9 protein-coding genes and 1 riboswitch are annotated in these 13,697 nt (G+C 68.9%); of the genes, 4 read left to right on the top strand and 5 right to left on the bottom strand.

All coding sequences use genetic code 11. From position 1 onward, the window contains the following. Positions 1 to 70: 70 nt before the first annotated feature. Positions 71 to 287: riboswitch (cyclic di-AMP (ydaO/yuaA leader) on the bottom strand. A gap of 520 nt (positions 288 to 807) precedes the next feature. Together KDL01_RS31855 and KDL01_RS31850 are read right to left on the bottom strand one after the other, a co-directional pair. Continuing rightward, the gene (locus KDL01_RS31855) at positions 808 to 1,467 is read right to left on the bottom strand and encodes a TMEM175 family protein (RefSeq protein ID WP_212532378.1); all 660 of its coding nucleotides are present in this window, start codon (positions 1,465 to 1,467) and stop codon (positions 808 to 810) included. After that, a complete protein-coding gene (locus KDL01_RS31850; protein ID WP_212532377.1) occupies positions 1,464 to 2,102 on the bottom strand; it encodes a winged helix DNA-binding protein in 639 nt (212 codons plus the stop codon). The genes KDL01_RS31855 and KDL01_RS31850 overlap by 4 nt, the downstream gene beginning before the upstream one ends. Positions 2,103 to 2,341: 239 nt before the next feature. Here KDL01_RS31850 and KDL01_RS31845 point away from each other — a divergent pair, with 239 nt between their 5' ends. Then, entirely contained in the window at positions 2,342 to 3,040 is a 699-nt protein-coding gene (locus tag KDL01_RS31845) for an NADPH-dependent F420 reductase (RefSeq protein WP_212532376.1), read from the top strand. Between the two features lie 67 nt (positions 3,041 to 3,107). On the opposite strand, the gene KDL01_RS31840 is transcribed toward KDL01_RS31845, so the two are convergent. Next, positions 3,108 to 3,686 (bottom strand): TetR/AcrR family transcriptional regulator, encoded by a 579-nt coding sequence (locus KDL01_RS31840; RefSeq protein WP_212532375.1) that lies wholly within the window; start codon positions 3,684 to 3,686, stop codon positions 3,108 to 3,110. A gap of 252 nt (positions 3,687 to 3,938) precedes the next feature. Here KDL01_RS31840 and KDL01_RS31835 point away from each other — a divergent pair, with 252 nt between their 5' ends. From KDL01_RS31835 to KDL01_RS31825, 3 genes are all read left to right on the top strand, one after another. Beyond that, positions 3,939 to 4,625: an alpha/beta fold hydrolase gene (locus tag KDL01_RS31835; RefSeq protein WP_212532374.1), complete on the top strand. Its 687-nt coding sequence runs from the start codon at positions 3,939 to 3,941 to the stop codon at positions 4,623 to 4,625. A 148-nt stretch (positions 4,626 to 4,773) separates the two neighbouring features. Beyond that, a complete protein-coding gene (locus tag KDL01_RS31830) occupies positions 4,774 to 5,721 on the top strand; it encodes an epimerase (protein WP_212532373.1) in 948 nt (315 codons plus the stop codon). Between the two features lie 361 nt (positions 5,722 to 6,082). Then, positions 6,083 to 9,523 (top strand): hypothetical protein, encoded by a 3,441-nt coding sequence (locus KDL01_RS31825; RefSeq protein ID WP_212532372.1) that lies wholly within the window; start codon positions 6,083 to 6,085, stop codon positions 9,521 to 9,523. A 174-nt stretch (positions 9,524 to 9,697) separates the two neighbouring features. Here KDL01_RS31825 and KDL01_RS31820 read toward each other — a convergent pair whose 3' ends face one another. Together KDL01_RS31820 and KDL01_RS31815 are read right to left on the bottom strand one after the other, a co-directional pair. After that, on the bottom strand, positions 9,698 to 12,445 hold the full coding sequence (locus KDL01_RS31820; protein ID WP_212532371.1) for a DUF5682 family protein: 2,748 nt from the start codon (positions 12,443 to 12,445) through the stop codon (positions 9,698 to 9,700). Beyond that, on the bottom strand, positions 12,442 to 13,560 hold the full coding sequence (locus tag KDL01_RS31815; protein WP_212532370.1) for an ATP-binding protein: 1,119 nt from the start codon (positions 13,558 to 13,560) through the stop codon (positions 12,442 to 12,444). The genes KDL01_RS31820 and KDL01_RS31815 overlap by 4 nt, the downstream gene beginning before the upstream one ends. Positions 13,561 to 13,697: the final 137 nt, after the last annotated feature.

Genomic DNA, 13,697 nt, shown 5'->3' with positions numbered 1-13,697 from the left:
GCGGGGTAGTGGCGCGGGTTCGAAATGGTGGTGCGGAACGCGGTGGCGCGGTTCTTCAGCACGAAATTTCTGCCTCTCCTTCGGCCGCCTACCGGGTTAGCTGACGGGTTCGGGCGGAAGGGGAATTCGCCCTACAGCCACCGGCACGCACGGGGACGGGGCGCACACGCGTGGCGTGTGGTCGCGTTCGCTCGTGGTTGTGGTGGCCGATTCACCCCGGGGGACCTGCGCGTGGTGCGCGTGATCTGTTGGGTCCCCGGCTCCGAGGGCCTTGGCGCGGCGGGATCTTCGTCGACCGTCGTGCGGCCCGAATGTCGGACTCGGCGGGTGCATCTGGTGCCGGAACTGTCTTCACGGCGTGGACCGGTGCACGACAAGAACATTACCCGGTTTGACCGTTATGTCCAAATTCCCCGCATTTCTCGACGCGACGTGACTTCGCCATTACCGAGCGTCTAAGAAATGACGGAAGAATGGCCGGGACGGAGCCTGGGAATGGCGCGCATAGGCCATTCAATGTGCCACTGACCAGCGGAGTCACCGACGGAGCGGCTTTGCTGGCCTATTTCCGTGCATTCCGTGCGGCAATAGTTGCCGAGTGTGATCGCGGGTCGCGTTATCTATATGGCGGGCATTCACGGCGCGGGAGATGTTGCTTTGCGGGTACGGCCGACTTCGCTGTGTAATGGAATGGCTTATGTGTGGGCTGCGGCCGACAGTCGTCCGATAGTCGGAGGCGAGAGGGCCCGCCGCGCGGTCGAACGGGCAGCGGACCGCTACTGCTGCACGGCCCGAGCCGCTGTTCGGTCAGCGACCGCGGCGCGCCGGGGCGAGTTGGTCGAAGCAGTAGTAGACCGCGAGCAGGGCGTGTACGGCGAGCATAGCGATGGGGCTGAGGTAGGCCAGGCCGATGGTCGCCAGGTAGCACACGCCGCCGATGCCGAAACGACGCAGGGCGCGTATGACGTCTCCGGGCGGGATGGCGGTGTGCAGGAGGCGGGCGTCGTGGGCGAAGGCGAGAAAGAGCAGGGAGAAGGCGACTCCCATGGCGACCATGGTGGCGGCGTAGATCGCCGCCGCGGTGTGGGCGTCGCCTCCCTGAGCGGTGAGATAGGTGGCGAGTAGCCGTGTCGGAAACGGGATGACCGAGACCGTCAGCAGTAGCAGAAGGTTGGCGAACAGCGTGCGCCGGTCGACGCGGCGGGCCAGGGAGCACATCGCGTGGTGGTTGATCCAGATGATGCCGATGACCAGGAAGCTGACCAGGTACGCGAAGTAGGAGGGCCACTGGTGGGCGAGGGCGTGCGCGAGCGTGGTGCCGTGCAGGCCGGCGGGGTCGGGCACGTCCAGGTCCAGCACGAGCAACGTGATCGCGATGGCGAAGACGCCGTCGCTGAAGGCCTCGAGGCGTGCGGTGCTGAAGTCGGCCGCGGTTCGGTGCTTGGGTGCGTCCGGTTCGGCGGTCATGCGGCTTCCCTCGCCGGCGGCCGGTGCACGGTGGACCCGGCGCGCTCGTTGCCGCGCAACAGCCTCACCTTGGCTGCTGGGCAGGCATCCAGATCCTTCGGCGTGCGCATGGCGGGATCGTTCGCATGGGTGATCGGGTCGCCCGTTGCGATGCAGGCCTGTTGAGCGGGAGTGAGGAGGTGGATGTGGGTGGCTAAAGGCCCCGACCCCGGGTCGTCATCGCTGAGGCCGCGGTCGGTGTGGTGGATGGTGGCGCTGCGCTTGTCGTCGGGGTCGGGCTCGCGGGCCACGATCCCGCGCTCCTCGTGCCGGGCCAGCCAGTCCAGCCGGGCCGGCCTGGCCAGCCGGAGGCTGACGGTGGCGGAGGTGAACCCGAGGGCCTGCATGAGACGGGCTTGGCCCATCCGATAGGGCCGATCGGCGCAGCGGGGCGTGACCAGCGCCTGGACGTCGGCCGGCGTACGGGCGTAGCCGTCGAAGACCGCGGCTGACGCGGTCTCAAGATGAATGCGGACGCGGGCCAGGCGGGTGATGACGCGGAGCGGGCCCGCCGACAGATCCGGGCATTGGTCGCGCCACTGGTCGAGGATGGCGTCAACGCCGTCGCGTATGCCGGTGACGGCGCGCTCACTCATGAGCCCAGATTAGGGGGACGCCGACCATGACACGACTGATTGAACTCAATCAAGTGATATCTGATCCCTGAATGAGTCCTGGTCGCCGCGCACGGCGCCTCGCCGTCCGGACCCTGGCGCACGGAGGGGCGCATCGCCATCGTGTGACCCACGTCACGCTCCTGAATGCAATACCGAACGACTCGGTTCGGTTTTTCACCCTTGAAAGCCCGACGCACCCGCTTCGAGAGGACCCGCACATGCGCTACGCCGTACTCGGCACCGGCACGGTCGGCCGCACCATCGCCGGCAAACTCGCCGCCCTCGGCCACGATGTGGTCATCGGCACGCGAGACCCCCAGGCCACCATGGCCCGCACCGAACCCGACGCCATGGGCAATCCGCCCTTCGCCCAATGGGCGCAGCACCACCCCGAGGTGAGCGTGGCGCCCTTGGCCGACGCCGCCGCGGGAGCCGAGACCGTCGTCAACGCCACTTCCGGCGCCGCCGCTCTGGAAGCGCTCGCTCAGGCAGGCGCCGCGCACCTGGCCGGCAAGATCCTGGTGGACGTCGCCAACCCCCTGGACTTCTCCCGGGGCATGCCGCCCTCGCTCGACCCCGTCAACACCGACAGCCTCGGCGAGCAGATCCAACGCGCCCATCCGGAGGCGAAGGTCGTCAAGGCCCTCAACACGATGAACAGCGCGGTGATGGTCGACCCGGCCAGGGTGGCGGGCGAGCACCACGTCTTCGTCTCCGGCAACGACGAGGACGCCAAGAAGACCGTCACCGCCCTGCTGGTCTCCTTCGGCTGGCCCGCCCAGTCCGTCATCGACCTCGGCGACATCACCACCGCCCGCGGCACCGAGATGCTGCTGCCGATCTGGCTGCGCCTGATGGGCGCGCTGGGCCACACCGACTTCAACTTCCACATCCAGGGAGCCCGGGCGCAGGACTGACCCGGCTGACCCTGCCCGCGGGGACGGCGGACGCCCCGCATCACCCCGCGATCAACCCACAGCGCGGCTACGGGCGGAGACCGGCCAGGACCAAGTCCACCGCCGTCTCCGCCCACTGCGCGCGCGGTGCGCCGCCGGCCATGAAGTCTGCGTAGAACGGCCCGAGCAGCGCCGAGACCGCCGCCTCGAGATCGGCACCGCCCCGGATCTCCCCGCGCTCACGCGCCCGCTCCAAGGCGCCGCGCAACAACGCCCGCCGCGGCAGGACGGTGCGTTCACGCAGCATGGCGAGCAGTTCGGGCGTGTGCGCCTCCTCCGCCAGGCACGTACCGATCAGTGCCATGCCGCGTACCCGCAACACGGTGGCGGCGAAATCATCCAACACCGCGACGAGATCGGCGCGGGTATCCCCGGTCGCGGCCGGGGCCTGGACCATGCGGCTCGCGGCCAGCGCGGCCGTGACCAGGTCCCCCTTGCTGCGCCAGCGCAGATGGATCGTCGACTTGCTCACGCCCGCCGCGACGGCGACCTGATCCAGCGTCATGCGGACGTACCCCTGCGACGCCAGCAACTCCAGCGCCGCCCGCAGGATCGCCTCGTCCTTCTCCGCCGATCGCGGTCGCCCCGCGCCCTTCGACTCGCTCATCCACTCAGCATAAGCCTATTTCCAACCGGAACCGTTCGGTATCGAATTCGAGCCGGTCTCCGCCGGTCTCCGCCGTCGCCCGGGTGGCCGTGTGACGGGATCCCGGCTCGCGTGAACGCGAGCGCGGACGCTGTCGGGGGCGTCGACCGCGGCGATGATGAGGATGAACACTTTCAGTGCGGAATGTTCGGTTCGGGCATGGCCGCCCGTGGGCGTTCGGCATCCGTGAAGTCATCCATCAAGGAGGAAGCCATGGCGGGCAAGCCCAGTGTCGTCTTCGCCCACGGGTTGTGGGCCGACGGATCGTGCTTCAGCAAGCTCATCCCGACGCTCCAGGCCGAAGGGCACGAGGTGTTCGCCGCGCAGCACGGCCTCGACTCGCTCGAGAGCGACGTGGCGTGCGTGAACTTCACCCTCAACCACGTCCCCGGCCCGATCGTGCTGGTCGGCCACTCCTACGGCGGGACCCTGATCACCAAGGCGGGCCTACACGACCGGGTCGGTGCGCTGGTGTACATCGCCGCGCTCGCCCCGGACGAGGATGAGACCTCCCAGCAGCAGCAGGCGAAGTTCTCGCCCACGCCGGTGTTCGAGCACATCGAGGTCGCCGACGGGCGGCTCTGGCTCAAGGCCTCGGGCGTCGGCGACTTCTGCGGCGACCTGCCGGAAGCCGAGCAGAAGCTCGTGCTCGCCACCGGCGCCGTACCGGTCGCGGATCTGTTCGACCAGCAGGTCCCCGGCACCGCGTGGAAGACCAAGCCGAGCTGGTACATCGTCGCCAACCAGGACCGGACCGTGAACCCCGAGCTGGAGCGCTTCGCCGCGAAGCGGATGGGTGCGCGGACCTACGAGGTGGACAGCAGCCACGTGCCGATGCTCTCGCACCCCGAGTTCGTGCTCGATGTCATCCGGGACGCCGCGAAGTCGATCGGGGCGTAACGCCGCGGCGGCCCCGCGACGCCGCACCTGCGAAACGGCCGGTGGGCCGGGAGAAATCCCAGCCCACCGGCCGTTTCGTTTTTTTCTCCCACTTTTGAACGCGTTCAATTCCACTGCTAGGCTGCACGCGGCAATGGAGGGGGTTTCCGTGAAGGTCGTCATTCCCGGGGGTACCGGACAGGTCGGCACGATGCTGCGACGTTCCCTGACCGCGAAAGGCCACGCCGTCGTCGTGCTGACCAGGCGGCCCGCAGGCGAACATGAGGTGGCCTGGGACGGGCGGAGTCTGGGCGGCTGGGTCGGCGAACTCGACGGCGCCGATGCGGTGGTCAACCTGGCCGGCCGCAGCGTGAGCTGCCGCTACAACGAGGCGAATCTGCGGGCCATGATGGACTCGCGGGTTCGGTCGGCCGAGGTGGTCGGCGAAGCCATCGAGCGCTGCGACGCCCCGCCCGCGGTCTGGCTGCAGGCGAGTACCGCCACGATCTACGCCCATCGCTTCGACGCACCGAACGACGAGGCGGCCGGGGTCATCGGCGGCGCCGAGACCGGGGTGCCCGACTATTGGGAGTACAGCGTCCGGATCGCCCGCGCTTGGGAGCAGGCCCAGCAGGATGCCGCCAGTCCGGAGACCCGCCGGGTCGCGTTGCGGTCGGCCATGATCATGAGCCCGGACCGTGCCGGGATCTTCGACTATCTCTCCTGGCTGGCCAGGCTCGGCCTCGGCGGCCCCGTTGCGGGCGGCGCCCAGTACGTCTCCTGGATCCACGAGTACGACTTCGCCCGCGCCGTCGGCCACCTGCTTTCCGACGACCGGCTCGAGGGTGCGGTCAACCTCGCCTCGCCCGGACCGGTGCCGCAGCGCGAGTTCATGCGCGGCCTGCGCAAGGCTTGGCGGGTCCCGGTGGGCCTGCCCGCCACGGCGTGGATGGCGGAGATAGGCGCGTTCTTGCTCCGTTCGGACACCGAGCTGCTGCTCAAGAGCAGGAGAGTGGTGCCGACGAGGCTGCTCGAAGCGGGGTTCGAGTTCGAATACCCGAACTGGCCGGCCGCGGCCGGTGAACTCGTCGCGCGCAGGTCGCGCGCCAACCGGTGAGCCTGATCCCCGATCACGCGCCGGTACGCGGCCGGAATGCTGATAACAGGCCCAAAGAGTGGGTCGGCTCCTGGGCGCCTGGCCGCCGTCGCGATTGCCCTGCCGATCATCGTCTACGTGCTGAACTTCCTCAGCGTGCTGATCGCCGCGCACGGTCTTGTGCACCGCCCGTGCTCGGGTGACGTCGATGACGCCGCGAGATGCGTTGACATCCTATGTCTGGGGCGCTATTGGTAATCAGCGCGGCGCATTTCTCCCACTCTGACGGTCAATCTTCACAGGACCCCTCTCGAAAAATCCGATGACTGGGCACGTAGGTCGCCGTTTCGGAGCACCACGAGCGAACAAGGAGGTTCCTCGGATGAGAGCCCTTCATAGGCGACGGCTCGCTCAGGCGAGCACGGCCGCGGTACTGGCGGGGATGGTGATGTCCGTGCCCGGACATGCCTCGGCCGCGGTGGCGGTGACGCTCTACGCCGCACCGTCGGGTTCCGGGGCGGCGTGCACGGCGGCAGCGCCCTGTTCGCTCAGCGGCGCGCAGAGTGCGGTGGAAAACCTTGCGCCGTCGAGCAGCGGCGACGCGGTGACCGTCGACCTGCTGGATGGGACCTACCGGCTCGCGAGCACCTGGACGCTGAGTGCCGCCGATTCCGGCAGCGCGGGGCACCCCGTGGTGTGGCAGGCGGCGCCGGGCGCGCGGCCGGTGATCTCCGGGGCGACGCAGATCACGGGCTGGTCCGAGGTCGGTACTTCGGGGGTGTGGTCGGCGCCGGTCCCGTCGGGCAGCGCGAGCCGGCAGGTGTACGTGAACGGGCAGGAGGCGCCGATCGCCCAGGAGTCTCCCGCCGCGCTCGGTTTCGCCGGCGGTTGGACCGGCACGTCCACCGGATACAAGATCAGCTCTGACAGCGCGGCAGTGGCGTGGTTCGGCCGGCTCACCGCCGCGCAGGTGGCGGCGGTCGAGTTCGACTATCCCGGCGGCAACGGGGCGTGGACCGAGTCGCGGTGTCGGGTGGCGAGTTATGCCGGCGGAACACTGACGATGGACCAGCCGTGCTGGGCTGATGCGACCGCCCGGTCGAGCTTCAGCCAGGGCAGCGGCGGTCTGCCGTCGATGAGCCCGAGCACGATGCCGGCGCTGGTCGAGGACGCGCAGGCGCTGCTCGATCCCGGGCAGTGGTTCCTGGATTCGACCTCGAACACGCTCTACTACGAGCCTTCGGCCGGCGCGCAGGTGAGCGGCCTTGACGTGGAACTGCCCCTGCTGCAGCAGCTCGTGGTGGGCGCGGGCACGTTGGCCGCTCCGCTGCACGATGTGACGTTCCAGGGCCTGCAGTTCTCCTACGCCACCTGGAACGCGCCCTCGAGCTCGGCCGGGTTCGCCGACGTGCAGAGCAACCTGCGGATGACCGGGTCGGCCGACCAGGGGATGTGCCAGTTCTCGAATCCCGCGGGCAGCTGCCCCTGGGGCTCGCTGACGCAGCCGCTGGCGAACGTCGCCTTCAGTGCGGCGAAGGACATCACGCTGACCGGCAACCGGTTCGCGGACCTCGGCGGGGCCGGGTTGAGCGTGATGTACGGCTCGAGCAATACCCTGATCCATGGCAATGAGTTCACTGACATCGCCTCCACCGGCATCCTGCTCGGGTGTACCGCGGATCCGAACCCCACCAACCCGAATTCGTCCACCGACCCGGACACCGCGTCCGTGATCAAGCAGAGTTGCACGCCGAACCCGTCCGCCGTGGCGAATGACACGATCGGGACCAACGAGATCCTGACCGGCACCACGGTGTCGAACAACGCGATCCACGACGTCGGGACCGATTACTCCTCGGCGCCCGGTATCACCCTGCTGTTCTCGCAGAACACGACGATCACCCACAACGACCTGTACGACCTGCCGTACGACGGGATCACCGCAGGTGTCATCCAGGGCCACGTCGACCAGGCGAGTACCCCGGAGAACTCGACCAACATCAACCAGGACAACACGATCAGCGACAACCTCTTCTACAACTACCTCGCGGTGCGCAGCGACGGCGGCGCGATCTACGCCGAGGGCCACCAGGCCCAGTACTACAACGCCGGCGGCACTCTGCTGCCGGACAGCTCCTACGCCCAGGCCGACCCGACCCAGACCCTGGCCCACGGCCTGCAGGCGACCGGGAACGTGGCCTACAACGGCAACGGAACCGACTTCACCTACTACGACGACGCCGGCTCGGAGTGGATCAACTGGCAGAACGACGTCGCGTTCAACGGCGGCGGTGCCGCCACCGGAGGGTGCTCCTCGACCGGCCACTTCTGGATCACCGGCGGCTACTACTCGGCGCCCGTCGGCCAGTACGCCTGCAACGCCCCGATCGACACCCACGCCAGCGGCAACACCACGATCCCGGCCGGCCCCGGCCCCGCCGACATCCCGGCCGGCCTGCTCGGCAACGCGGGCGTGAGCCCGGCGTACGCGGCCCTGAACGGCATCGGCCCGTCGGTCGAGTACACCTCGGCGGTGTCGAGCTCGAACCAGGTGCTGATCGGCGGGGTGGGATTCACCGCCAACACGCCGGTCTACGTCAACGGCGCCCAGGCAAGCAGCGTCCAGTACCCCTCCAGCGGCTTCCTGATCGCCACGGTCCCGGCCGGGACGACGAACCCCGAGATCACCGTCGGGAACCCGGTCTCGATGTACCGCGTCAACGACACGGATCCGACGATCTCCTACAGCGGCTTCTCGTCTTCCGCGAACCGCACCTTCGGAGACCTCGGCAACGACGTGCACTACGCGACCGCGAACGGCTCGACCGCGACGTACTCCTTCACCGGCACCACCATCCAGGTCTACGGCGAGCAGAACACCGACCAGGGCAACCTCGGCATCAGCATCGACGGCGGCGTCCAACAGACCGTCAGCACGGTGCCCGCCGATGGTCAGCGCCACGCCGACGCAGTCGTCTACACCGTCGGCGGCCTATCCGCCGGCACCCACACGATCGTGATCACGAAGCTGTCGGGCACCTACGCGACCCTCGACGGGTTCGGCGTGCCGGGCGTCCACGTGAACGACACGGATCCGTCGATCTCTTACAGCGGCTATTCGGTCAGCTCAGGCCGCCCCGACGGAGACTTCGCCGGCGACGTGCACTACGCGAGCGCGAACGGTTCGACCGCGACGTACTCCTTCACCGGGAGCTTCATCCAGGTCTACGGCGAGCGGTACACCGACCAGGGCAACATCGGTGTGAGCATCGACGGCGGTGCGCAGCAGATCGTCAGCACCGTCCCCGAGAACTGGCAGCGCCAAGGCGACGCGGTCGTCTACAGCGTCGGCGGCCTGTCGTCCGGCACGCACACGATCGTGGTCACGAAGCTGTCGGGCCAGTACACGACGCTGGACGGATTCGGCGTCGCTACCACCGTCGTACCGCCGGTCAATCGGATCAACGACACCGACTCCACGATCACCTACACCGGAGGTGGTTGGACCTACTCCGCGAACCGCGGTCTCGGCGACTACGACAACGATGTACACGCCACCACCGAAAACGGCGACACCGCGACCTACACCTTCACCGGCTCCACCATCCAGGTCTACGGCGAGGAATACACCGACGAGGGCAACATCGGCGTCAGCATCGACGGCGGAACGCAGCAGGTGGTCAACACGGTGCCCTCGGACGGCCAGCGCCACTCCGACGTCGCCGTCTTCACCGCCAGCGGCCTGTCGCCGGGCACGCACACGATCGTGATCACCAAGCTGTCGGGAGCCTACGCGGTCTTCGACGGGTTCGGCATGTTCTAAGAATCCACCGCGGCGAACCCACCGCGACGCGCGTTCGCCAGGGCCGGATCAGTCCGGCCCTGGCGAAGGCTCCTCCTGGCTCAGGCTTGTGACGTAAGGCCTGGTAGACGCGGTTTGAAATGCGTCGGCAGCTCCCGCCGGGGCTGCGGCGTGCGGCGGGAGCTGCCGATGCGGTCACGTGGCCAGCAGCACTGCGATCGCTTCCGCTGCGGCCGGATGACGCCGTAGCAGCTCCGCAGCCGGACCTGTGCCGATGTCCGCGCCCACCGCTGCCGACGCCAGGCTCGGCTCACCGGCCGCCGCTTCCTGTGCCCCTGGATCCCACGGCGCGACCCAGTGCTCCAGCTGGGCGAGCGTGCCCGGGAAGGTGCGGCCCGCCTCGCGCACGAGTACGGGTGCGTATTCGCCGGCCTGGTCCTTGAGCGTCGCGATGAGTCGAGGCAGCCAAGGCAGCAGGACCGAGTCCGGCAGCGTGCCGAACGCGCGTGAGAGGGTCTCGACGACCAGGGGCGCCAGTGCGGGAGCGAGGTCCAACGCCTGAATGAGGCCACTGAGGTACTGCGGCAGTGCGGGCACGACGAGCGGGTTCTCGACCAGCTCGGCGACCTTGCGGCTCAGCTCGGGCAGCGTCAGTTCGCCGAGTTGGAAGCGTGCGGCCCACAGGAGTGCGACCTTGCCCGGCGCCTCCGGATGGCTCTGCCTGATCGCGATCTCCAACTGCGCGTGGTCGCAGCCGAGCGAGAGCGCCAGGCCCTCCATGCTGAACAGGAAGCCGAGCACCGCGCCCACCTGCCGCACGTCCGCGTGTTCGTCCGCGAACGCGGCCGGCAGCAGCGTGCAGTAGTGCGCGTAGCCCTTCGTCGCGAAGTCCTCGCACCAGCCCGGCAGGCGCTGGCCCTCGGTCCGGAAGTGCGTCAGCAGCTTCCTGATACGCCGCAGCACCTCGGGCGCGCGGTCGGCCGTGCGCTCCTGCGCCAGCAGTTCCACGGCCCGCGCGCCGAGGTCGTCCGCCAGCCTCCGGCCGCCGAGGAAGAGCAGCGCCTCCTCGACCGCGCGCAGGGCGATCGCCGGGTCGGCGTCGGGCGCGTACACCGCGGCACGCAGCCGCTGCTCGAGCACCTGCTCGACCGAGATGCCCTCGTAGCCGAGCTCGACCAGCGCCCGCTGGTGCTTGCCGATCGCGAGGTCCCAGCTTTCCTGGATCGGCCGCTCGCCCAGTTCCCGCGAGCCCATGATGGGCCGTGCCGCGTCCGCGGGCAGCAGTCTCTGGAGGATCCACAGCACGTCCGAGCAGGGCCGCAGCTCCGGCCGCGTGCCGAGGTCGAGCAGTGCGCGCTGCAGGGTGCGCCGCTCCAGGTCCAGCCCGAGCGGACTGAGGCGGTCGAGGACGTCGCGCGCGAGCGGCGGCAGCGACGCGTAGCCGACTCGCCCGATGCGGTCCCCGCCCAGCAGTATTTCGCACAGCCGGCGCACGTTCCTGCGGCCGGGCACGACGTCCTTCTCGATGCAGGTGATCGCGGCGTCCTGGAAGTCGTACGGAGTCGGACGCTTCCGGCCGCGCATCCCGGCGAGCAGGATCGACGTGTCGTAGACGGCGATCGCGTCGGCCGTGCTGGCCAGGTAGCCGTTGCGCCGCGCGAGCGCGACGATGTCGACGCACCAGCCGAGCAACTCCTCCTCATCCAGCGTGTCCGGGCGCGGCGGCGTGCCGATGTAGGTGCTGAGGCGGTCGACTGCGACCGGCGCCGCGGCCTGGTCGACGGCGGGCACCGCGCGCGGGGTGGGCGTCGTCTTTCTGGGCTTCGCGGCCTTCGCGCCGGCCTTGCCCTTGGTCTCGTCCTCGCTCCCGCGCAGCGTGAAGGGCTTCTCGCCGCCGCGCTTGAGTGCTTTGGCCCACGTCGCGGCCGCGATCGAGACCGAGCCGGGCGCGAGTCCGAACTGCGTCTCGATCGAGCTGTGGCTGGACGGGATCATGCCATACTGCCAGGTCGTTTTCGTGCGCGGGGAGATTTCATACGGGGCCTGCGACGTCAGACCGAACTGCTCGACCCGGCTGGCCGCGTGGAATGCGCCGCAGACGTACAGACAACGCGCCGGGTCCGTGCCGGTCGCGGCGAGATGCTCGCGCATCCGGGTCCACATGTAGCGCTCCCGCTCCTCGTCCACGGACTCCGCGTGATCGCGCCGCAGGTGTCGGAACAGGCTGCCGATCATCACCATGACCTGCCGGTAGGTCGCGTAGTCCGCCGTGGACAGCGGCTGCTCGACGTACTGGTCCCACCATTCCGACCAGTGCCGGACGCGGCCGTGGTGCAGCAGGTGCTCCTCGAGCTCGCGGAAGCGGGGACGCAGGTCGCCCATCTCGACCCCGACGGCGTCGCCGTGGAGGCCGGCTTCCTCCTGCACCGATTCCGGGTCCCCGACCTCCGTCTGCTGCTGCTCTTGCGGCGACCACTGGAAGACGTGGTCGGTGGACCGGTCCACCAGCACCAGTTCGACGCCCTCGGTGTCGAGCGCGTACGCGATCGCCTGGTACTCCGCAGACGCCTGTGTCAGCGGCGCCACGACACTCAGCGGCGACCACTCGAGCGGAAAACCGTCCGTCTCGCATGCGAAGGCCTGCAGCGCCACCGGGAGGCGGCAGTTGCGCAGCTCCTCGAGCAGCGGGGTGAAGTCCTCGCACAACTCCAGATAGATCACCGCGGGCCGCTTCTCCCGCAGCCTGCGCACCATGGCCAGTGCCGACGCGGGGGAGTGGTGACAGACCGGGAAGATCTCCAGCTCCTCGCGCAGCGCGCGGTCGACGTCCTCGACCATGCCGCCGAGAATCCCGGCCAGCGCGTCCGCGCCGCCGAACTGCGCCGCCGCGTCCACCAGCTGCCCGCGCAACGCGGCGAACGGGCCGGATTCGACCGCGGTCACGACAGCGTCGCGATCGCCTCGCGGCCGCCCTCCAGGAAGCCCTCCCACGGCGAGCCCTCCTCCTGCTTGCTGCGCGGCTCGATCACGCCGTGCCAGAACTTGTTCAGGATGCTCAGATCTTCCGGGCTGCGCCGGACGAGGGAGCCGACCATCGACGCGGCCAGCGTTTGGGCGCGCAGCGTCCGATCGCCGAAGAACTGGCTGTGCAGGATCGCGTCCTCGAGTACACCGATCTGCTCGGCCGTGGACAGCGCCGACTCCAGCTTCTCGTCGTCGCTTCCCGCCGCGGCCGCGGCGGCGCGCAGGTCGGCGAAGCTCTGCAGCAGAATGTCCAGCAGCGTCGGCGGCACCTCGAGTTCGATCTCGTGCCGCCTCAACAGCTCCGCGGTGCGGAAGCGCACGATCTCCGCCTCGCTCTTCTTGTTCGTCACCACCGGGATGCGCACGAAGTTGAAGCGCCGCTTGAGCGCCGAGGACAGGTCGTTGACCCCGCGGTCGCGGCTGTTGGCGGTGGCGATGATGGAGAAGCCGGGCTTGGCGAACACGATGTTGTCCGTGTCCAGTTCGGGCACCGAGACGTACTTCTCGGACAGGATCGAGATCAGCGCGTCCTGTACGTCGCTGGTCGAGCGGGTCAGCTCCTCGAAACGGCCGATCACTCCGCCCTCCATCGCCGTCATGATCGGCGAGGGGATCATCGACTCGCGCGACTGTCCCTTGGCGATGACCATCGAGACGTTCCAGGAGTACTTGATGTGGTCCTCGGTGGTGCCCGCGGTGCCCTGCACGACGAGCGTCGAGTTGCGGCAGATCGCCGCGGCCAGCAGTTCGGCCAGCCAGCTCTTGCCGGTGCCCGGGTCGCCGATCAGCAGCAGGCCGCGGTCCGAGGCGAGGGTGACGATGCTGCGCTCGACGAAGGTGCGGTCGCCGAACCACTTCGGTGCGATGTCGCGCTCCAGTTTGTCCGAGCGCTCGGAGCCGAGGATGAAGGTGCGGACCATGGCCGGGCTCAGCCGCCAGGAGAACGGCTTGGGCGCGTCGTCGACGGACTCCAGCCAGTCCAGCTCCTCGGCGTACTTGACCTCGGCGGGGGCGCGGAGCAGTTCTTCGGTCATCAGGGCACTCCTAGAAGTCCGATGAAGATCTTCGTGGTCTGATGTGGCGGGTCGGCGTAGCCGGCCCGCCACTGGCCTGTTCATGCTGGTGTCGGCAGGTTCCAGCGTCCGTTGGTGCGGGTGAGGCCGAGGTTGAT

Source organism: Actinospica durhamensis (assembly GCF_018139695.1).
In the GTDB taxonomy this organism is placed as follows: domain Bacteria; phylum Actinomycetota; class Actinomycetes; order Streptomycetales; family Catenulisporaceae; genus Actinospica; species Actinospica durhamensis.
This window is presented reverse-complemented; position numbering and strand designations above follow the sequence as displayed.